Consider the following 19,969-nt stretch of genomic DNA (forward strand, 5'->3'; position numbering starts at 1 on the left):
CGCCCCGGCGAAGGTTTCCATGCCGGACGGATGCACTAGACTGACGACAGCCACGAAGCGGAGGACCGAATGAACGAACGCATGAACCGGATTGCGCAAACCGCCGGCCTCGCGGCAATCCTGTTCGGCTTCGGCCTCGGCGCATCCCTGGCGGACGAATGGCGCACCGTGTCGTCGCTGATCGGCGTGTCAAAATATGACAAGGGATTCGAGCGCTACGACTATGTGAACCCTGACGCGCCGAAGGGCGGAACGCTCGACAGCACGGTCAACGGCACGTTCGACAGCTTCAACCCGTTCATCCCGCGCGGCACCCCGGTCGCAGGCCTCACCGAGTTCGGGGGCGGGCTGCTTTATGAGACACTGATGAACCAGGCGACGGACGAGCCGGGAACGAGCCACCCGCTCATCGCCGAGGCGTTCCAATATCCCGACGACTTCTCATCGGCGACCTACAGGCTCGACCCGAATGCGAAGTGGCACGACGGCAAGCCGATCACCGCGAAGGACGTCGTCTGGTCCTTCGACGTGCTGAAGGCCAACAGTCCGGCATACAACCGCTACTTCCACAATGTCACCGAAGCCGTCGCACTGTCGGAGCACGAAGTCCGTTTCACCTTCGATCAGAAGGGCAACCGCGAACTGCCCCACATCATGGGCGACCTCGTCGTGCTGCCCAGGCATTGGTGGGAAGGCGCGGACGCCTCCGGCAAGAAACGCGACATTACCCAGCCGACGCTGGAGCCGCCGCTGGGCTCCGGCGCCTATCGGATCGAGAGCTTCAAACCCGGCTCGGAGATCGTCTGGGCGCGCGTTCCCGACTACTGGGGCGCGAAGCTGCCGGTCAATATCGGACGTCAGAACTTCGACAAGCGCCGCTACGTCTATTTCCAGGACGACAATGCCGAATGGCAGGCCTTCACCAAGGGCGGCTACGAGGACATCAGGGTCGAGAACAGCTCCAGGCGGTGGGCCACCGAATACAACTTCCCCGCGTTCATGGACGGCGACGTGAAGAAGCACGCGTTCCAGCAGACCGCAGGCGAGCCTATGCAGGGGTTCGTGCTGAACCAGCGACGTCCGCAGTTCCAGGATCGGCTCGTTCGCGAAGCGCTGACCTATGCCTTCGATTTCGAGAGCATGAACCGCAACCTCTTCTACGGCCTCTACAAGCGGACCGACAGCTACTTCCAGGGCGGCGAGTTGGCGTCGAGCGGATTGCCGGAAGGCGTAGAGCTCGATATCCTGAACGAATTCAAGGACAAGCTGCCGCCCGAGCTGTTCACGCAACCGTTCAAGCTGCCGGTATTCGATAGTCCCAAGGCGACCCGGGACAATTTGCGCAAGGCCTTCGACCTGTTCAAGCAGGCGGGCTGGACGAACAAGGGCGGCAAGCTGGTCAACGCCAAGGGCGAGCAGTTCAGGATCGAATTCCTGGGCCGCGACCCCAACGACGACCGGATCACAAGCCCCTTCATCGACAATCTGCGCAAGCTCGGCATCGACGCGACGCTGCGCATCGTCGACACCAGCCAATATATCAACCGCACGCGCGCCTTCGATTTCGACGTCGTGACGACGGTGATGATGCAGTCGCAGTCGCCGGGCAACGAACAACGCGATTTCTGGAGCAGCCCGGCCGCCGACATTCAAGGCTCGCGCAACCTGATGGGCATCAAGGACCCTGTCGTCGACGCGCTCGTCGACAAGGTCGTCTTCGCCAAGGACCGCGCCGAACTGATCGCGGCGACCCATGCCCTCGACCGGGTGCTGCTGTGGAACTACTACGTGATACCGCAATGGCACAATCCGGACGCCTGGATCGCCTATTGGAACAAGTTCGGCATTCCGGAGAAGCAGCCGAGCTACATCGGCGCCGACGTCGATTCCTGGTGGATCGACAAGGACAAGGAGGCCGCGCTGGCTGCCAGATACAAGAACGCCAATTGAAGCCGGGAGATCGAACGTCTTGTCGATCCGCTTCCCTGCGCCCCTGAAGGGCGGCAGCCTCTCGCGCCGCAGCGTGCTGGCCCTGGGAGGAGCGGCCGCGGCTGCGGCACTCCTGCCCGGCCGCGCCTTCGCGGCCAGCCCCACGGACAAGCCGCTGCATGGGCTTTCCGCCTTCGGCGACCTCAAATACGGGCCCGGCTTCACCCATTTCGACTATGTCAACCCCGGCGCCCCGAAGGGCGGCACGTTCAACTTCGCCCCGCCCAACTGGGTCTACAACCAGAACGTCTTGTCGTTCAACACGCTGAACTCCTTCGTGCAGCGCGGCGATGCCCCGCCGCGCATGGAGATGTGCTTCGATTCGCTGATGGCCCGGGCGCTGGACGAGCCGGATGCGGTCTACGGCCTGCTGGCCGAAAGTGTCACCATCAGCGCCGACCGCAACAGCTTCGTCTTCCGGCTGCGCCCCGAGGCGCGGTTCCACGACGGTTCGCCGCTGACGGCCGCGGACGTGGCCTTTTCCTTCGATATCTACAAGCAGAAGGGCCATCCCGACCTCTTGCTGCCGCTTCGCGAGATGACCGAGGTCGTGGCGGTCGATGCCACCACCGTGCGGCTCGACTTCTCCGGCAACCAGTCCCCACGGACGATCCTCGACCTCGTCGGCTTTCCGATCGTCTCGAAGCCCTTTTTCGAGGCCAATCCCTTCGACGGGAGCCAGATGAAGGCCGCACTCGGTTCCGGCCCCTACAAGGTGGGAATGGTGCGGCCCGGCCAGACGATCGAATATGAGCGGGTCGCCGACTATTGGGGGCGCGACCTGCCGGTCAATCGCGGCCTCTACAATTTCGACCGGGTCCGCATCGATTTCTACCGCGAGCGGCAGGCGGGCTTCGAGGCGTTCAAGAAGGGCAACGTGCTCTTCCGCCAGGAATTCACGTCGCGCATCTGGGCCACCGGCTATGATTTTCCGGCCATTGCCCAGGGCAAGGTCGTCAAGCGGGAGTTTCCCGGCGAGAAGCGACCGTCGATGCAGGCCCATGCGATCAACCAGCGCCGCGAGCGCTTCCGCGACGAGAGGGTCCGCCGGGCGATAGCGCTCTGCTTCGATTTCGAGTGGACGAACCGCAACCTGTTCTATGGCGCCTATGAGCGGTCGCAAACACTGTTCGAGCGGTCGGCCTATCGCGCCGAGGGTCTGCCCTCGCCTGCCGAACTCGCTCTGTTGGAGCCGTTCCGAGGCAAGATCCCCGAAGCCGCCTTCGGCGAAGCCGTGACGCAGCCGAAATCGGATGGATCGGGCCGCGACCGCAAGCTGCTCGGCACGGCCGCGCGGCTGGTGGCTGACGCCGGCTGGAAACGCGGCGGCAAGCTGCTGCGCAATGAGAAGGGCGAAACGCTTGGTGTCGAGATCCTGGTGCAGGACGACGTGTTTGTCAGGGTCGACACCCCCTGGGTCGAGAACATGCGCGCGGTGGGCATAGACGCCTCGATCCGAATGGTCGACTCGGCGCAGTACCAGATGCGCCAGAATGACTTCGATTTCGACGTCATCGCCATGGCCGCATCCTTCAGCGCGACCCCGACCCGCGAGGGGGTCGAGCGCTTCTTCCATTCCCGCGCAGCCACGGTTCCGGGGACGAGGAACCTTCCTGGAACGATCGATCCGGCAGTCGACGCCATGGTCGATGCCGTCGGCCGGGCGCAGGACCGCGAGGGCCTGGTGACGGCCATGCGCGCCCTCGATCGCATCTTGCGCGCGCGGCTCGACTGGATTCCAAGTTGGTATTCCCCGAATCATCGGGCCGCCTATTGGGACATGTTCGGCTTCAAGGAGCCCAAGCCCGATTTCGGTTTTCCGGTGGAGTCGCTCTGGTGGTTCGACGAGGCGAAGGCGAAGCAAATTGGCAAGGGCTGATACTCTTTCCACCAGACGATCCTGCTCGGGGCGGGTGCGTATTTCGGCGCGCTCAGGAACGCGGCCCGTAGTCGTCAGTGCTCTACGTTGCCCCCCTCTGTCCTGCCGGACATCTCCCCCACAAGGGGGGAGATCGCGCCTTCATCCGCGACGGCGCTCAATTCGAAACATTGCCGGTTGGCGAAAGCCAAGCGGCCGGCTGATCTCCCCCCTAAGGGGGGAGATGTCCGGCAGGACAGAGGGGGGCAACGTAGAGCGCCGCCGTCCGTTTGTTTTCAAGGGAGCTTGGGCCTGATGGGTGCCTATATTCTGCGGCGCATCCTGCTGATGATCCCGACGCTGTTCGGCATCATGGCCGTGTCCTTCGCGGTGATCCAGTTCGCTCCGGGCGGGCCGGTGGAGCAGGTCATCGCCAGGATCACCGGCCAGGGCGGCGACTCCGCGGACAGGCTTTCAGGCGGCGGCGCCGACGCCGGCAACAACACCAATTTCGACGCCGGCGGCGAGATCTCTTCCAAATATCGCGGCGCTCAGGGACTCGACCCGGAATTCATCGCGCAACTGGAGAAGCAGTTCGGCTTCGACAAGCCGCCGCTCGAGCGCTTCTTCAAGATGCTGTGGGACTATGCGCGTTTCGACTTCGGCGAGAGCTTCTTCCGCGATATCTCCGTCATCGACCTGATCATCGAAAAAATGCCGGTGTCGATCTCCATCGGCCTGTGGATCACGCTGCTCTCCTATCTGATCTCGATTCCCCTGGGCATCCGCAAAGCGGTGAAGGACGGCTCGGCCTTCGACGTCTGGACCAGCGGCATCGTCATCGTCGGCTACGCCATCCCTGGCTTCCTCTTCGCCATCCTCCTGATGGTTCTGTTCGCCGGCGGCTCCTTCTACGACTGGTTCCCGCTGCGCGGCCTCACCTCCGACAATTGGAGCGAGTTGTCTCTCTGGGGCAAGATCGTCGACTATTTCTGGCATCTCACGCTGCCGCTGACGGCGATGGTGCTGTCGGCCTTCGCCACCACGACCCTGCTCACCAAGAATTCGTTCCTCGACGAGATCCGCAAGCAATATGTCACCACGGCGCGCTCCAAGGGGCTGACCGAGCGCCAGGTGCTTTACGGCCATGTGTTCCGCAACGCCATGCTGATCGTGATCGCCGGTTTCCCCGGCGCCTTCATCTCGGCCTTCTTCACCGGCTCGCTGCTGATCGAGAACATCTTCTCGCTCGACGGGCTCGGCCTTCTCGGCTACCGCTCGGTGCTCGATCGCGACTATCCCGTGGTCTTCGCCAATCTCTACATCTTCGCGCTGATCGGCCTGATCGTCAGCCTCATCTCCGACCTCACCTATACCTGGATCGATCCGCGCATCGACTTCGAGCGGAGGGACGTGTGATGGCCGAAGTCCTGAGGAAAGCGGAGGTCGAAGAGGTGAGGGAGGTTCCGGCCCGGCCACGGCTGTCGCCGCTCAACCAGCGCCGCTGGCAGAACTTCAAGGCGAACCGGCGCGGCTACTGGTCGCTCTGGATCTTCCTCGTCCTGTTCGTGCTCTCGCTCTTCGCCGAATTCATCGCCAATGACCGCCCGATCCTGGCCTTCTACAAGGGCGAGCTGCTTTTCCCGACTGTCATCGACTATCCAGAGGAGAAGTTCGGCGGCTTCTATGCGGTGACCGACTATCGCGACCCCGTGATATCGGACGAGATCAGGGCCAATGGCTGGCTGATCTGGCCACCGATCCGCTACTCCTATCGCACCGTGAACAATGAGATCCCCGAGGCGGCCCCGGCTAAACCGTCCTGGCTCTATCCGATCGAGAAGCGCTGCGAACGCTATCCGCTAGGCGTCGCCGACCCCAATTGCACCATCGGCAACTGGAACTGGCTGGGTACGGACGATCAGGCGCGCGACGTGCTCGCGCGCGTCATCTACGGCTTCCGCATCTCGGTGCTGTTCGGCCTCACGCTCACGCTGGCTTCGGCGATCGTGGGCGTATCGGCAGGCGCCGTGCAGGGCTATTTCGGCGGCTGGACCGACCTGCTCTTCCAGCGCTTCATCGAGATCTGGTCGTCGATCCCGGTGCTCTATCTGCTGCTGATCATCTCGGCCGTGCTGCCGCCGGGCTTCTTCATCCTGCTCGGCATCATGCTCCTGTTCTCGTGGGTCGCCTTCGTCGGCGTGGTGCGCGCCGAGTTCCTGCGCGCCCGCAACTTCGAATATGTCAACGCGGCGCGGGCGCTTGGCGTGCCCAACCGCACCATCATGTTCCGCCACCTCCTGCCCAATGCCATGGTGGCGACCCTGACCTTCCTGCCTTTCATCCTCAACGGTTCGATCACGACGCTCACTTCGCTCGACTTCCTCGGCTTCGGACTGCCGCCCGGCTCGGCCTCGCTCGGCGAACTGCTCAAGCAGGGCCAGCGCAATCTCAACGCGCCGTGGCTGGGGCTCTCGGGCTTCGTCGTGATCTCGCTGATGCTGTCGCTGTTGATCTTCGTCGGCGAGGCGACACGAGACGCCTTCGATCCCAGGAAAACGTTCAAATGAGTGAGTCGACATGGTATAATTTCAACGGCATTCTACCGTGGAGGCTGCGATGAGCCTGAATATCAAGAACGACGAGGTCCACCGCCTGGCAAGGGAGGTTGCGCAGCACACGGGCGAGTCTCTCACTTCGGCCGTGCTCACGTCCCTTCAGGAACGGCTGGCACGCCTCAAGAAGGACAGCGATTTCGAGTTGAGAAAGGCTAGGATAGAGGAGATCCTGCGCAGATCCGGCCCGACGGCACCCGGCGTCACGAGCGACCACTCCGACCTTTACGATGAGTTCGGCCTGCCGAAATGATCGTAGACGCTTCGGCTCTGCTGGCGGTGCTTCTTGAGGAGCCAGAGAAAGACACCTTTCGCGACCGCATGCTTCTGGCCGAGGCGCTCTCCATGTCGCCTATCAATTATCTCGAAGCCTCCGTGCGCGCAGACGACCAGCGGCACCCAGCAAAGGGAGCGGAGTTGGACAATCTGATGGGAGAGTTCGGCATAAGAATCGCAACCGTGACCGCGGAGCAGGCTCATCTTGCCCGCGAGGCCTATCAGAGATTCGGCAAGGGCAATCATCCGGCCAAGCTCAATCTGGGCGACTGCTTCGCCTATGCCCTGTCCAAGGCCCGTGGGGAGTCGTTGCTTTTCAAGGGGAATGATTTTGGCCTGACCGACGTGGAGGCTGCCCTTTGAACTCTCCGCTGCTTTCCGTGCGAGATCTCTCGGTCGCCTTCGATCAGGGTGGCAACACGACCACCGCCGTCGACCATATCTCCTTCGACATCGCCAAGGGCGAGACTGTGGCGCTCGTCGGCGAATCCGGTTCCGGAAAATCGGTCTCCGCGCTTTCCGTGCTGAAGCTGCTTCCTTACCCGCCGGCCAGCCATCCTTCCGGACAGATCCTCTTCCAGGGCAAGGACCTCCTGGCAAAGGGCGAGAAGGAACTGCGGCGCGTGCGCGGCAACAAGATCACCATGATCTTCCAGGAGCCGATGACGTCGCTCAACCCGCTGCACACGATCGAACGACAGATCGGCGAGATCCTGTCGATCCACCAGGGCCTGAACGATAGGCAGGCGCGTGCACGCACGCTCGAACTGCTGCAGGAAGTCGGCATCCGCGACCCGCAGAAGCGCCTCGACGCCTATCCGCACCAGCTTTCGGGCGGCCAGCGCCAGCGCGTCATGATCGCCATGGCGCTGGCCAACGAGCCCGAATTGCTGATCGCGGACGAGCCCACCACCGCGCTCGACGTGACGGTGCAGGCACAGATCCTGGAACTGCTCGCCAGACTGAAAGCCAAGAACGGCATGTCGATGCTGTTCATCACCCACGACCTCGGCATCGTGCGCAAGATCGCGGATCGCGTGTGTGTGATGACGCGCGGCAAGATCGTCGAGAGCGGGCCGACCAGGGATATCTTTGCCGAGCCGAAGCACGACTACACCAAACATCTGCTCGCCGCAGAGCCCAAGGGCCGGCCGCCGGTCGCCGACGCGACGGCGGAGCCCGTGATGACGGGCGACAAGATCAAGGTCTGGTTCCCGATCAAGCAGGGCTTCTTCCGCCGGACCGTCGACCATGTGAAGGCGGTGGACGGCATCGACGTGACGGTGCGGGCCGGCCAGACGCTGGGCGTGGTTGGCGAGTCCGGCTCCGGCAAGACGACGCTGGGCCTGGCGCTTTGCCGCATGATCTCGTCCGAGGGCAGGATCCACTTCAACGGACACGACATCGACGCTTTGTCCTTCAACGCGATGCGCCCGCTGCGCCGCGAGTTGCAGATCGTGTTCCAGGACCCGTTCGGCTCGCTCAGTCCGCGCATGTCGGTCAGCGAGATCATCCAGGAGGGGCTGGCGATCCACGAGCCGAAACTCACGGTCGACCAGCGCGAGGGACGCGTGATCGACGTTCTGGAAGAAGTTGGGCTCGATCCGGACACCCGCCACCGCTATCCGCACGAATTCTCCGGCGGCCAGCGCCAGCGCATCGCGATCGCCCGCGCCATGGTATTGAAGCCGCGCTTCGTGATGCTCGACGAGCCGACCTCGGCGCTCGACATGAGCGTGCAGGCCCAGGTCGTCGACCTCCTGCGCGACCTCCAGGCCAAGCACGACCTCGCCTATCTGTTCATCAGCCACGACCTGAAGGTGATCCGGGCGCTCGCCAACGATGTCATCGTGATGCGCAATGGCAAGATCGTCGAACACGGGCCGTCGACGCAGATTTTCGAGCGCCCCCAGACGGAATATACGCGTGCGCTGATCTCGGCCGCGTTCCGGATCGAAACCGCGCCCGAGGGCGCGGTCAGCCAGTAAACTAAAGCATCGGACCCGAAAGTGGTTACCGGTTTCGGGACAGATCCGATGCTGAAATCCAAGTGAGAAGAGAAATGTCGGGCCAACCCACCAGCCGCGTCCTGCTGTCGGTCACAGGCATCAACCCGCGCCGCTGGCACCAACTCCTGTCGGCCCGCCGGGAGGTCGTGCTTGAGCCGGACGGCGAGGCGGATCCCTCGATCACCTATGCGGTCGTCTGGAAGCAGCGTCCCAATGTCCTGTCGAAGCTGCCCAATCTCAAGGCGATCTTCTCCGTCGGCGCCGGTGTCGACCACGTGTTCCACGACCCCGGCCTGCCCGATGTCCCGATCGTGCGGGTCGTCGCCGACAATCTGACCCAGTACATGACCGAATATGTGGTCTGGAGGGTGATGGACCACCATCGCCAGGGCGCCCTGTACCGTAGCCAGCAGGCCCGCAAGGTCTGGCATGAGCCGCCGCAGCGGCCGGCCGGCGACATTTCCGTCGGCATCATGGGGCTCGGCACGTTGGGGCGCGCTTCCGCCACGGCACTGCTGTCGCTCGGCTTCCGCGTCAACGGCTGGAGCCGCACCGACCGCCCGATGGACGGTGTGTCCACCTATCACGGCGAGGCGGGACTCGTCCCGTTCTTGAATGCGACCGACATCCTCGTCGTGCTCCTGCCGCTGACGGCGGCGACCGAAGGCATGATCGACTACGATCTCCTGGGGCAGTTACGCCGCCGCAACGGGCTGGGCGGGGCCGTGCTGATCAATGCCGGACGCGGCCGCCTGCAGCGCGACGCGGACATATTGCGCGCTCTCGACGACGGCACGCTGAAAGAAGCGAGCCTTGACGTGTTCGAAACCGAACCACTGCCGGAGACAAGCGGGCTTTGGTCGCATCCCAAGGTGTTCGTCACCCCGCATGCGGCGGCGACATCCGACCCCGATCATCTCGTCGGCCCGATGCTCGACCAGATGGACGCATTCGAGCGCGGCGAGCCGCTGCGGGATCTGGTGGACAGGGAAGCGGGTTATTGAGCGGATCGGCGCTGGCGAGGGCGCCGATCTGCCTTTCGGTGTCCAATTGTCTGTCGCGCCAAGCAACCCCTCATCCGACCGCGCGGAGCCTGTCCTCGGGCTTGCCGGAGGCAAGACCCGTGGGCGCGGCCACCTTCTCCCGCAAGGGGAGAAGGCCGGAGCCCGGCATTGCCGCCTCTGCAAATCACCAACGCTCGCGACTGGCGGAAGCGTTGCGGCAGGCGTTGCCTTCTCCCCTTGTGGCAGGCCGTGTGAAAACTCGGGCATTGGTTTTTTGGATGTGTCGAGGAGCATCTTGGGCTTCCCAAATCAACCTGGATCGGATTCAAATTGTTGATCCAAAGCAGTGATTTGCCGGATTTTTGGCAGTTTGAGACGAGGCCGAAATGGCGCATATGACAGGCCAGTCGCGGGAGCAAACGAGCTTGTTCCCGGAAACCTTGGACGAGGCGGTCGGTGCCGATCATCCGGTGCGGGTCATCGATGCCTTCGTCGACAGCCTCGATCTGGCGCAGCTCGGTTTCTCCAAGGTTGTTCCCGAGGCCACGGGCCGGCCACCCTACGATCCGGGCGATTTGTTGAAGCTTTATGTGTACGGCTACCAGAACCAGGTGCGGTCGAGCCGCCGGCTTGCGGCGGAAGCGCGGCGCAACATTGAAGTGATGTGGCTCACCCATCGCGCGGCGCCGGCCTTCAAGACGATTGCGGATTTCCGCAAGGATCATCCGGAAGCGATCGTTGGGGTGTGCCGGGCCTTCGTGCGCTTCTGCCGGGAGCAGGCGCTGGTCGGCGGCACGTTGCTTGCGATCGACGGGACCAAGATCGATGCGGTGGCGAGCCGCAAGCAGGTGGTGACGGCCAAGGAACTGGAGAAGGCGACGGCGGCCGTGGACCGCAAGATTGCCGCCTATCTTGCGCAGATGGACGAAGCCGACCGGGACGAGCGCGCGGCGCAGACGGATGGCGTGGACGTTGCGGCGGCGGTGGCGGCCTTGCGGGCGCGCCGCGAGCAGATCCAGCAGCAGGCCGAGGCTTTGACCGGACGCGGGTTGAGCCAGTGGGTTCGCACCGAGCCCGAGGCCAAGCTGATGCGCACGGCTCGGCACGGCCATCAGGTGGCCTACAACGCGCAGACCGTGGTCGACGCAAAACACAAGCTGGTGGTTGCCTTCGACCTGACCAATGACGGCAACGACCAGTGCCAGCTCCACCCGATGGCGGTGGCCGGCCGCGAAGCCGTGGACGGTGACAAGGTAGCGGTGGTGGCCGATGCCGGCTATTCGAACGGCGAGCACGGCCAGCGCTGCGAGGACGACGGCATCACCGCCATCGTGCCGCGGGCCGAAACCGTCAACCCGGAAGGCAAAGAGTACTTCACCCGCGACCAGTTCAGCTACGACGCCGAGAGCGACAGCTGGCGCTGCCCGGCCGGCGAAACGCTCACCCACCGGGAGACCTCGTGGACGGAACAGAAGAAGAAGTACGGGACCAAGGCCTGTGCGGACTGTGCCTTGAAGCCGAAGTGCACGCAGGCCGCCAAGCGCACCATCATCCGCCACTTCCATGAAGATGCGCGCGAGGCGATGCACCGGCGCGCCATCAGCGACCCCGAGTGGATGGCGCAGCGGCGCATGCTGGTCGAACACCCTTACGGCACCATCAAATGGATGATGGGCCATCCCCGGTTCCTGGTCCGCGGGCTGAAAAAGGCCAGGTCCGAGTTGGCGCTCAGCGTCCTGGGCTACAATCTGAAGCGGGTGGTGAACATTCTGGGTGTGCCGGCGCTGCTCCAGACCCTGCTGTCCTCGCAAGCATAGGGGGGCATGAACTCGTGCCGCAGCTTCCAAACCACTCACCAAGCTATGCCTCCGTCCAGTTCTCACACGGCCTGGTGGGAGAAGGTGGCCTCGCGCAGCGAGGTCGGATGAGGGGTAATCCAGCGAGACGCATACCGCGCGAGCGGGTAGCAGGTTGCCTTGATGCAATTATCGTCGGGATCTTCTCGCCGGTTTGAAGGCGGCCATCGACCAATCAAAGCGCAGCCACAGCCCTATCCAAGCGCCTTCAACACATCGGCCGACGTCGTGACCCAGCCCAGCGCGTGCTCGAAGTTCCACAGCGTCGCCTGGCGGTTGAAGTCCGGGCCCGACTGGTTCATCGCATCCTCGACCAGGATCGGCCAGAAGTCGCGGAAATAGGCTTCGCGGGCTGTGCTCTCCACGCAGATGTTGGTGGCGATTCCTGTGAACAGCAGATGGCGGATGCCGCGGCTGTTGAGATGGTCTTCAAGTCCGGTCCGGGCAAAGCCGCTGTAGCGCGCCTTGCGGATGACCGCATCGCCCGGCTCGGGAGCCAGTTCCGGAACGATCTGCCAGTCCCACGTGTCCTCTATGAGCAGCCGGCCGGCCAGTTCGGGCCGGTTGCGCATCATGACCAGCGCCAGTTCCTTGTGATAGACCGGCAGCGACGGGTCGCCGGCATCGCTGAGATCGGACTTGAACCCCATTTGCAGGTAGATCACCTCGATGCCGGCCTTGCGGCATGCTGCAAGCAGCCGCTGGTTGGCGTCGATGGCCGGCGCGGCGCCCGAAATGTCGATACCGGCAAGGTCGAACATGCCGCCCCTGGAGGCAAAGGCGTTCTGCATGTCCACCACGATCACGGCCATGCTGCGCGGCTCGATCGAAATCGGTTCCGGCCTGGTCGACAAGGTAATCATGAGCATCCTCCAAATCCTCGCGGCAGCCCTATCGCATGATCCCGAAAATCGGGATCGGGTTCGGCAGGCGCCATGCGTCGTTTCAGGCCCGGTCGGACGCTCGGCGCCCTACGCCGCTTCCCTGACCTGATAGTCCTTGACTGCGGCGAAGCTGATCGCCTTCCAGCGCTCGGCCTCGTAATTCAGACCGAATTCATGCGGCGCCAGGAACACCGGGTCTCCATCGAGGTCGCGGGCGATGTCGCCGCGATGCGTATCTAGGAAGCGCTGCAGTTCGGACCGTTCGGCGGCAGAAATCCACCGGCAGACCGAGAAGCGCGCCATTTCGAAATCGACCGGCAGGCCGTATTCGACCGAAAGCCGCTCCCTGAGGACGTCGAGTTGCAGGGCGCCGACCACGCCGACGATCGCCGGCGAGCCGTCCTCTGGCGAGAAGAGCTGCACCACGCCCTCCTCGGCCATCTGCTGCAGGGCTTCCTTGAGCTTCTTGGCCTTCATGGCGTCGCCCAGCCGCACGCGGCGCAGGATCTCCGGCGCGAAATTCGGCACGCCCCGGAATAGCAGCCCCTCGCCCTCGGTCAGCGTATCGCCGATGCGCAACGTGCCGTGGTTCGGGATACCGACGACGTCCCCGGCATAGGCCTCGTCGGCGGTGATGCGCGAGCGGGCGAAAAAGAACTGCGGCGCCGAAAGGCTCATGGGCTTGCCCGTGCGCACCAGCTTCGCCTTCATGCCGCGCTCGAGCTTGCCCGAGCAGACCCGCACGAAGGCGATGCGGTCGCGATGGTTCGGATCCATATTGGCCTGGATCTTGAAGACGAAGGCGCTCATGCCTGATTCCGTCGCCTCGACCGTGCGGCTGTCGGCTTCCTGGGCGCGCGGCGCCGGGCCGAACTCACCCAGCGCCTCGATCAGGTCGCGCACGCCGTAATTGCGCAGCGCCGAGCCGAAATAGACCGGAGTCATATGACCCTCGCGGAAGGCGTCGCGATCGAAGGGACGGCAGGCCTCGCGCGCCAGTTCCAGTTCCTCGATGAATGCCTCGCGCTCGTTGTCGGGCAGCAGGCCGGCGACGCGGTTGGAATCGGGCCCGTGGACCGGGAGACGTTCCTCCTGCTCGTCGCTCTGGCGCACCGCATTCTGGGCGAGATGATAGGTTCCGGAGAAGGTCTTGCCGCGGCCGATCGGCCAGGTCACCGGCGCGGTGTCGAGCGCCAGCTTGGCCTCGATCTCGTCGAGTATCTCGAACGGATCACGGCTCTCCCGGTCCATCTTGTTGACGAAGGTGACGATGGGGATGTCGCGCAGGCGGCACACCTCGAACAGCTTCAGCGTGCGCGGTTCGATACCCTTGGCGGCATCGATGACCATGACGGCGGAATCGACCCCCGACAAGGTGCGATAGGTGTCGTCGGCGAAGTCCTCGTGACCGGGCGTATCGAGCAGGTTGAAGACATGGTCGCCATATTCGAAGGTCATCACAGAGGTGACCACCGAAATGCCGCGCTCGCGCTCGATCTTCATCCAGTCGGAGCGCGTCTGGATCCGGTCCTTCTTCGCCTTCACCTCGCCGGCAAGCTGGATGGCGCCGCCGAACAGAAGCAGCTTCTCGGTCAGCGTGGTCTTGCCGGCGTCCGGGTGCGCGATAATCGCAAAGGTGCGGCGGCGCGCGACCGCCTTTTTGATGTCTTCAGCCAAAGCGGAAATTCCTGTCGTGCGGCGGAGAACTGCCTGCTTCCCGGATCGGCGGTGGAGACCCCGACCGAACCGCGCAAGGGAGCAAAAAGCAGACTGTTCCCGGTGCCATCCTGTCGGCGGCGCTTCTAACAGGAGCAAGCGCGCCTGTCGAATGTTAAGTAGGCCGACTGGGCCGCCAGAGCCAGCTTCGCGTCCGGCGCGAAAGGCCTGATCGACGGGCCGTCCCTTGAGGATGCCTGCGCCTCCACGGAGCCTCGATCGCCGGCGTGGCCATCCGGGCCGCCTGGCCTCGCGCCAACCGGCGCAGGCCAGTAGTCGCGCGATCCAACGGTTGATCTGATCGATCGACCGTTGGCTAGCCGTTCACCGCGATCACGGCCTCGATTTCCACCGTGATGTTGCCCGGCAGAGAGGCCAGGCCGACGGCCGAGCGAGCGTGACGCCCGGCGTCGCCGAAGACGGAAATGAACAGGTCCGAGCAACCGTTGATGACCTGCGGATGGTCCTCGAACTCGGGCGCCCCGTTGACCATGCCGAACAGCTTCACGATGCGCCTGACCCGTGCAAGATCGCCGACTGCGGCCTGCATGACGGAAATCAGATTGATGCCGGTGAGCCATGCATGCCCATAGGCTTGGGCGACCGTCACCGTGCCTCCGACCTTGCCCCTGTGCACGCGTCCGTCGGCCTCCTGTGGCCCCTGCCCCGAAAGGAAGAGAAGATCCCCTTCCTGCACATGGGTAAGGAAGTTGGCGACGGGTTTCGGCGGAGGCGGCAGCAGAATGCCGAGTTCCGCCAGCCTCTCCTGCGGTGACCGCGAGCGCTGCGCGTTGCGTTCGGTCATGTCCATCTGTCGCTCCGTCCTTGTGTTTCTTCGGGCGCCCACGGTCGCGGCAAACGAGCGTGCAGGCTATGGTCCTGATGGCGCCTATTCGACATTGTGGCAGGCCGCTTCCGCGCCCGATCCGACTACCCGCAGCTGTGGCCGCTCCACGCGGCACCTCTCGGTGGCGAGAGGGCACCTCGGGTGGAAGCTGCAGCCGGAAGGCGGGTCGAGGGGGCTCGGCACTTCGCCGCGCGGTATCCTGGCCCTCTGATGCCGACGAGCGGGATCGGGCCGCGGCACCGCGTCCATGAGCGCGCGCGTATAGGGATGGCGCGGGCTTGCGAACAAGGCCCGCGTTTGCCCGATCTCGACGATCCTTCCCAGATACATCACCGCGACCCTGTCGCTGATGTGCTGGACGATGCCGAGATCGTGCGCGATGAAGAGATAGGCGAGACCGAGCTCGCGCTGGATGTCGGACATCAGGTTCACGACCTGGGCCTGGATCGAGACATCGAGGGCCGAAACCGGCTCGTCGGCAATGATCAGCGGCGGGTTCAAGGCGAGCGCCCGCGCAATAGCCAATCGCTGCCGCTGCCCGCCGGAGAATTTGGAAGGTACATTGCGCAACTGGTCGGCGCGCAGCCCGACCCGTTCGAAGAGCTCGGCAACGCGCGCACGGCGCGCGCCCGCGTCGTAGCCGCCATGCACGATCAACGGCTCCGCCACGATGTCCTCTGCGCGCTGGCGCGGGTCGAGCGAACCGTAGGGATCCTGGAAGATCATCTGCAGGCGGCGGCGAAGCGGCCGCATGGCGCCATAGGAGGCATGGGTGATGTCGGTGCCTTCGAGCAGGATCCGGCCCGCGCTTGGCTCCAGCAGCCTGACGATCATCTTGCCGACCGTCGATTTGCCACAGCCGGATTCGCCGACAAGTCCCAGCGTCTCGCCGCGGGCGATCGCGAAGGACACGCCGTCGACCGCGTGGACCGTCGCCGGCTCACCGCCAATGCCGCCGCTCACGGTGAACGTCTTGGCCAGGTCGCGGACATCGAGCAAGGGGCTCATCGGGCATCTCCGACGGGATGCCAGCAAGCCTCCTGCCGCAGCGGCACGACCTCGACCAGGGGCGGTCGAGACTTCCGGCACCGATAGGTGCTGCGCGGACAACGCGGCGCAAAGGCGCAACCCTCGGGCAGGTCCCAAAGCGCGGGAACAGTTCCCTTGATCTCGGCGAGGCGGCCCCGTGTCGTCGCCTCGTCGGGCGCCGTGACATGTGGGATCGAGCCGAGGAGGCCATGGGTGTAAGGATGGCGCTGCGCGGCGAAGAGCTGCCCGGCGGTCGCCTGCTCGACGATCCGGCCGGCATACATCACCGCCACCCGATCGGCGGTCTCGGCGACGACCGCGAGGTCATGCGTGATGAGGATCGTCGCCATGCCGAGTTCACTCTGCAGGTCCCTCAAGAGATCGAGAATCTGTGCCTGGGTCGTCACGTCGAGCGCCGTCGTCGGCTCGTCAGCGATGAGCAGATCAGGATCGCAGGCGAGTGCGAGCGCGATCACGACACGCTGGCGCATGCCGCCCGACATCTGGTGCGGATAATCGTCGAAACGGCGCTTGGGATCGGGGATGCGGACGAGGTCGAACAGTTCCTCGACTCGCCGGCGCGCCGCCGCCCCATCCATGCCCTTGTGCAGTTCGAGGGCTTCGGCAACCTGCCACCCCACGCGCATTGTGGGGTTGAGTGCCGTCATGGGCTCCTGGAAGATCAGGCCGATCCGGTTGCCGCGTATGGCACGCAAATCGTGCTCCGTCGCCGCGGCCAGATCGAGGTCGCCGAAGGCCATGCTGCCGGCGGTGATTTCCGCCGCGGGAGGCAGAAGGCGCATCACCGAGAGCGCCGTCATGCTCTTGCCGGAGCCCGACTCTCCGACAAGCGCCAGTACCTCGCCGGCGGCGACCTGGAAGCCGAGATCAGAGACGGCGTCGAACGACCGTCCGCCGGTGGTCAGGCGAACCGTCAGGCCTTCAACGGAGAGGACCGGCTTCATCCGTCCGCCCCGTGGGCCGCACGCAGCGCAGGGAAGATGGCAAGTGCGTTGTCGCGCAGGATCGCCCTTCGATCGGCATCCGAGAGATAATCGCTGTAGCCGGTGAAATAGGTCAGCGACTGGCGATAAGTGCAGTAGCGGTCGACATTCGGCGTGTCGGAGCCCCAGGCGAAACGCCCGGCTCCGAAACGGTCGACCAGCTGCCGGATGTGATTGTGGGCGCGCGGATAAGGATAGTCCTGCTTGCCGCCCCAGGCGATAGGATAGAGGATCTCGGCGGAAACGGGCGCCTGCGTGAGCAGCATGGCCAGCACGTCGGGCAGGATGAGCCTGTCCCGCTCGTCGGCATAGAGTGCCGTCGGCACGCCGTGGACCAGGACGTGATGTATCCCCGGGAAGCGCTCGACGACCCGCGCCAGATGTCTCATCTCGTCTTCGTAGGTGCCGACGGGCGAACTCCCTGACTGGACCCAGCAGACCGGCAGGCCGCTCTCTTCAACCGCGCGCCAGAACGGATCATAGGCCTTGTCCGAGTGGAACGGCTGATAGCCACTGCGGAACATTCCCGTCGTCGTGAAGTAGACGCCGCTCATGCCCAGCCGACCGATCTGGTCGTGCAGCCGGGCGATCTCGTCATCGGTGAAGGCAAAGGCCTCCTCGACCTGGGCCAGGCCGACGAAGCGCCCGGGGTGAGCGGCCGCAGCCGCGGCAAAGTCCTCGGCGAGATTGCCGTAGATATGGTCGTTCTGCAGCACCGCCTGCGCGACGCCGCCATAATCCATGAACGCCACGAGCCTCTCGGCATCCATGGAGAGATCGTCCATCCAGGGCGGCAGGAACTGGACGTAGTAGTCCTCTCCGCGATCCGTCCATTCGAACCGTCCGAAGCGGCCTGCACGGAAGGCGGTGTCGCGGGCTCCGGCCGGCGACGGGTCGGTCGGATCCCAAAGCATACGCTCAGTCACGATCGCATCGTCGCGCCGGCGCCGGTAGGGCTGGTTGCCATGCATGTGCATGGCGCGCTGCTGATGCAGGCGATGCGTCGCCACGTCGGCGAAACCGGAAGCGCCCGCCGCCGGAGGAAAGATGTGGGCGTGGCAGTCGATGACGCCGAAATCCATGACGCCGAAGTCCATTCTGGCACCCTTTGATCTAGGAATTCGCATTGGGATCGAAGAGATCGCGCAATCCGTCGCCGAGCGCATTGAAAGCGAGCACGAGCAGGGAAATGGCGATACCGGGCGCGAGGACCAGATGCGGCGCGATGGTGAGATACTCGCGACTGGCGCCGAGCATGGTCCCCCATTCGGGCGCCGGCGGCTGAACCCCGAGGCCGAGAAAGCCCAAGGCCGAACCGATGAGCACCGCCTGCCCCGCATTGAGGCTGAGCTCGATGACGATGACGGTCACGGCGTTCGGCAGAACGTGCCGCAGCAATACCCGCGCATGGCTCATGCCGATGGTGATGGAGGCCGCGACGAAGTCTTCCTGGGCAAGTTCTATGACTCGCCCACGCACGAGGCGGGCGAGCGGCGGAATGAAACTGGCGGTGATGGCGATGGTGAGCCCCGTGGCACTCGCCCCGGCCACCGAAGCGATGGCAATGGCCAGCACGATGTTGGGAACCGTCAGCAGCAGGTCGATGACGGTGGTGACGATCCGGTCGGTGAGCCCGCCGAAATAGCCGGCGATCGAGCCCAGGGCCACGCCGCCCAGGCCGGCGAAGAATACCGAAACGAGCGCGATCGAAAGCGTGTAGCGGGTGCCGGCGATCAGCCGCGAGAGTATGTCGCGGCCGACATTGTCGGTGCCGAGGAGATGCGCGGCCGAGGGCGGTTCGAGCAGCTCAAGCAAGTCCTGAACGTTAGGGTCATAGGGCACGATCGCCGGACCGAGCAGCGCCAGGAAGACGAAGCAGGACAGCAGGAGGGCGCCCGCCATGAGGTAGACGTTGCGGTTGCGGAGCAGCCTGCGCGGATGAACGGAAACAGCCTCAGGCATAGCGCAGCCTCGGGTTGACGAGACGGTAAATGACCTCGACGGCGATGTTCACGAACAGGAAGCCGACGACGAACACCAGCGTGATCGCCTGGATGAGCGTGTAGTCGCGTACCGAGACCGCGGTCAGCATCAGGTCGCCGATGCCGGGCCAAGCGCACAGCCGTTCGACCACGACCGAGCCGCCCAGGAGATATCCGGTCTGCAGGCCGATCACGGTGACGGTCGGGATCATGACGTTGCGCAGCACATGGCGCCGCAGCACCAATGGCGGGGCCATGCCCTTAGCGCGCGCGGTGCGGACATAGTCCTTGCGCAGTTCCTCGATGACGACGCCGCGCGTCATTCGCGCGACCAGCGCGATCAGGCGGGCGGCGAGCGCCAGGGTCGGGATGACGAGCGACAGGGGCCCTTCGGCTCCGAAGCTCGGCAACAGGCCGAGGTTGACGGAAAGGAACGCGATCAGGACCATTCCGAGCCAGAAATTCGGGATCGCCAGCAGGCCGACGACGACGAAGGAGATGGCATAGTCCGGCCAGCGGTTGCGGTTCGCGGCCGCCGCCACACCGGCCGGGATCCCCGCGACGATGGTGAGCAGAATCGCCGAAGCCGTCAGCGCCAGCGTGGCCGGCAAGCGCTCGAGGATGTGCGGCATCGGATTGCCGCGGAAGGTCGAGGAAAACCCGAAGTCGCCGGACAGGAGCCCGACGACATGGCCGACATATTGCTGGACGAGCGGCCGGTCGAGACCGAGCTGGACTCGAACCGCCTCGATCTCGGCCTGGGTCGCGGTCGCTCCGGCGACGAAGGAAGCTTCATCGCCGGGCACGGACTTGAAGATCACGAACAGGATCGTCACCACGCCCAGCACGACCAGCGGTATGGTGGCGAAACGCTTGACCAGGAACCTCAGCATCGTCAGC

The 19,969-nt window shown here is 64.5% G+C and carries 17 protein-coding genes; 9 read left to right on the plus strand and 8 right to left on the minus strand.

The genetic code is table 11. From position 1 onward, the window contains the following. Positions 1-69: 69 nt before the first annotated feature. From JN280_RS38670 to JN280_RS38710, 9 genes are all read left to right on the plus strand, one after another. Positions 70-1,950, plus strand: coding sequence for an extracellular solute-binding protein (locus JN280_RS38670; protein WP_446720703.1), 1,881 nt, complete (start codon positions 70-72; stop codon positions 1,948-1,950). Positions 1,951-1,969: 19 nt separating this feature from the next. Then, the gene (locus JN280_RS38675) at positions 1,970-3,868 is read left to right on the plus strand and encodes an extracellular solute-binding protein (RefSeq protein ID WP_244742722.1); all 1,899 of its coding nucleotides are present in this window, start codon (positions 1,970-1,972) and stop codon (positions 3,866-3,868) included. Positions 3,869-4,162: 294 nt separating this feature from the next. Further along, positions 4,163-5,266 (plus strand): microcin C ABC transporter permease YejB, encoded by a 1,104-nt coding sequence (locus tag JN280_RS38680; RefSeq protein WP_202309426.1) that lies wholly within the window; start codon positions 4,163-4,165, stop codon positions 5,264-5,266. Further along, positions 5,266-6,417: an ABC transporter permease gene (locus JN280_RS38685; protein WP_202309427.1), complete on the plus strand. Its 1,152-nt coding sequence runs from the start codon at positions 5,266-5,268 to the stop codon at positions 6,415-6,417. The genes JN280_RS38680 and JN280_RS38685 overlap by 1 nt, the downstream gene beginning before the upstream one ends. A gap of 49 nt (positions 6,418-6,466) precedes the next feature. Then, positions 6,467-6,715 (plus strand): type II toxin-antitoxin system VapB family antitoxin, encoded by a 249-nt coding sequence (locus tag JN280_RS38690; RefSeq protein WP_202309428.1) that lies wholly within the window; start codon positions 6,467-6,469, stop codon positions 6,713-6,715. After that, entirely contained in the window at positions 6,712-7,101 is a 390-nt protein-coding gene (locus JN280_RS38695) for a type II toxin-antitoxin system VapC family toxin (RefSeq protein ID WP_202309429.1), read from the plus strand. The genes JN280_RS38690 and JN280_RS38695 overlap by 4 nt, the downstream gene beginning before the upstream one ends. Then, entirely contained in the window at positions 7,098-8,726 is a 1,629-nt protein-coding gene (locus tag JN280_RS38700; RefSeq protein ID WP_202309430.1) for an ABC transporter ATP-binding protein, read from the plus strand. Before JN280_RS38695 ends, JN280_RS38700 begins: the two co-directional genes overlap by 4 nt. Before the next feature lie 74 nt (positions 8,727-8,800). After that, the gene (locus tag JN280_RS38705) at positions 8,801-9,751 is read left to right on the plus strand and encodes a 2-hydroxyacid dehydrogenase (protein ID WP_202309431.1); all 951 of its coding nucleotides are present in this window, start codon (positions 8,801-8,803) and stop codon (positions 9,749-9,751) included. A 386-nt stretch (positions 9,752-10,137) separates the two neighbouring features. Then, on the plus strand, positions 10,138-11,568 hold the full coding sequence (locus JN280_RS38710) for an IS1182 family transposase (protein ID WP_202309432.1): 1,431 nt from the start codon (positions 10,138-10,140) through the stop codon (positions 11,566-11,568). A gap of 233 nt (positions 11,569-11,801) precedes the next feature. On the opposite strand, the gene JN280_RS38715 is transcribed toward JN280_RS38710, so the two are convergent. The 8 genes from JN280_RS38715 to JN280_RS38750 form a co-directional block, all read right to left on the minus strand. Continuing rightward, positions 11,802-12,470 carry a cysteine hydrolase family protein gene (locus JN280_RS38715; RefSeq protein ID WP_202309433.1) on the minus strand — a complete coding sequence of 223 codons (669 nt, stop codon included), beginning with the start codon at positions 12,468-12,470 and terminating at the stop codon, positions 11,802-11,804. Between the two features lie 108 nt (positions 12,471-12,578). Beyond that, on the minus strand, positions 12,579-14,168 hold the full coding sequence (locus JN280_RS38720) for a peptide chain release factor 3 (protein WP_202309434.1): 1,590 nt from the start codon (positions 14,166-14,168) through the stop codon (positions 12,579-12,581). 355 nt (positions 14,169-14,523) lie between these two features. Further along, entirely contained in the window at positions 14,524-15,018 is a 495-nt protein-coding gene (locus tag JN280_RS38725; protein WP_202309435.1) for a RidA family protein, read from the minus strand. A gap of 78 nt (positions 15,019-15,096) precedes the next feature. Beyond that, positions 15,097-16,062 carry an ABC transporter ATP-binding protein gene (locus tag JN280_RS38730; protein WP_202309436.1) on the minus strand — a complete coding sequence of 322 codons (966 nt, stop codon included), beginning with the start codon at positions 16,060-16,062 and terminating at the stop codon, positions 15,097-15,099. Continuing rightward, positions 16,059-17,048, minus strand: coding sequence for an ABC transporter ATP-binding protein (locus JN280_RS38735; RefSeq protein WP_202309437.1), 990 nt, complete (start codon positions 17,046-17,048; stop codon positions 16,059-16,061). Before JN280_RS38735 ends, JN280_RS38730 begins: the two co-directional genes overlap by 4 nt. Next, positions 17,045-18,184 carry an amidohydrolase family protein gene (locus tag JN280_RS38740; RefSeq protein WP_202309438.1) on the minus strand — a complete coding sequence of 380 codons (1,140 nt, stop codon included), beginning with the start codon at positions 18,182-18,184 and terminating at the stop codon, positions 17,045-17,047. The genes JN280_RS38735 and JN280_RS38740 overlap by 4 nt, the downstream gene beginning before the upstream one ends. Before the next feature lie 16 nt (positions 18,185-18,200). Continuing rightward, complete coding sequence (locus JN280_RS38745) at positions 18,201-19,049, minus strand: ABC transporter permease (RefSeq protein WP_202309439.1); 849 nt, start codon at positions 19,047-19,049, stop codon at positions 18,201-18,203. Then, on the minus strand, positions 19,042-19,962 hold the full coding sequence (locus tag JN280_RS38750) for an ABC transporter permease (RefSeq protein ID WP_202309440.1): 921 nt from the start codon (positions 19,960-19,962) through the stop codon (positions 19,042-19,044). The genes JN280_RS38745 and JN280_RS38750 overlap by 8 nt, the downstream gene beginning before the upstream one ends. Positions 19,963-19,969 lie beyond the last annotated feature (7 nt).

Origin of the sequence: Mesorhizobium sp. L-8-10 (genome assembly GCF_016756635.1) — a bacterium.
Taxonomy (GTDB): domain Bacteria; phylum Pseudomonadota; class Alphaproteobacteria; order Rhizobiales; family Rhizobiaceae.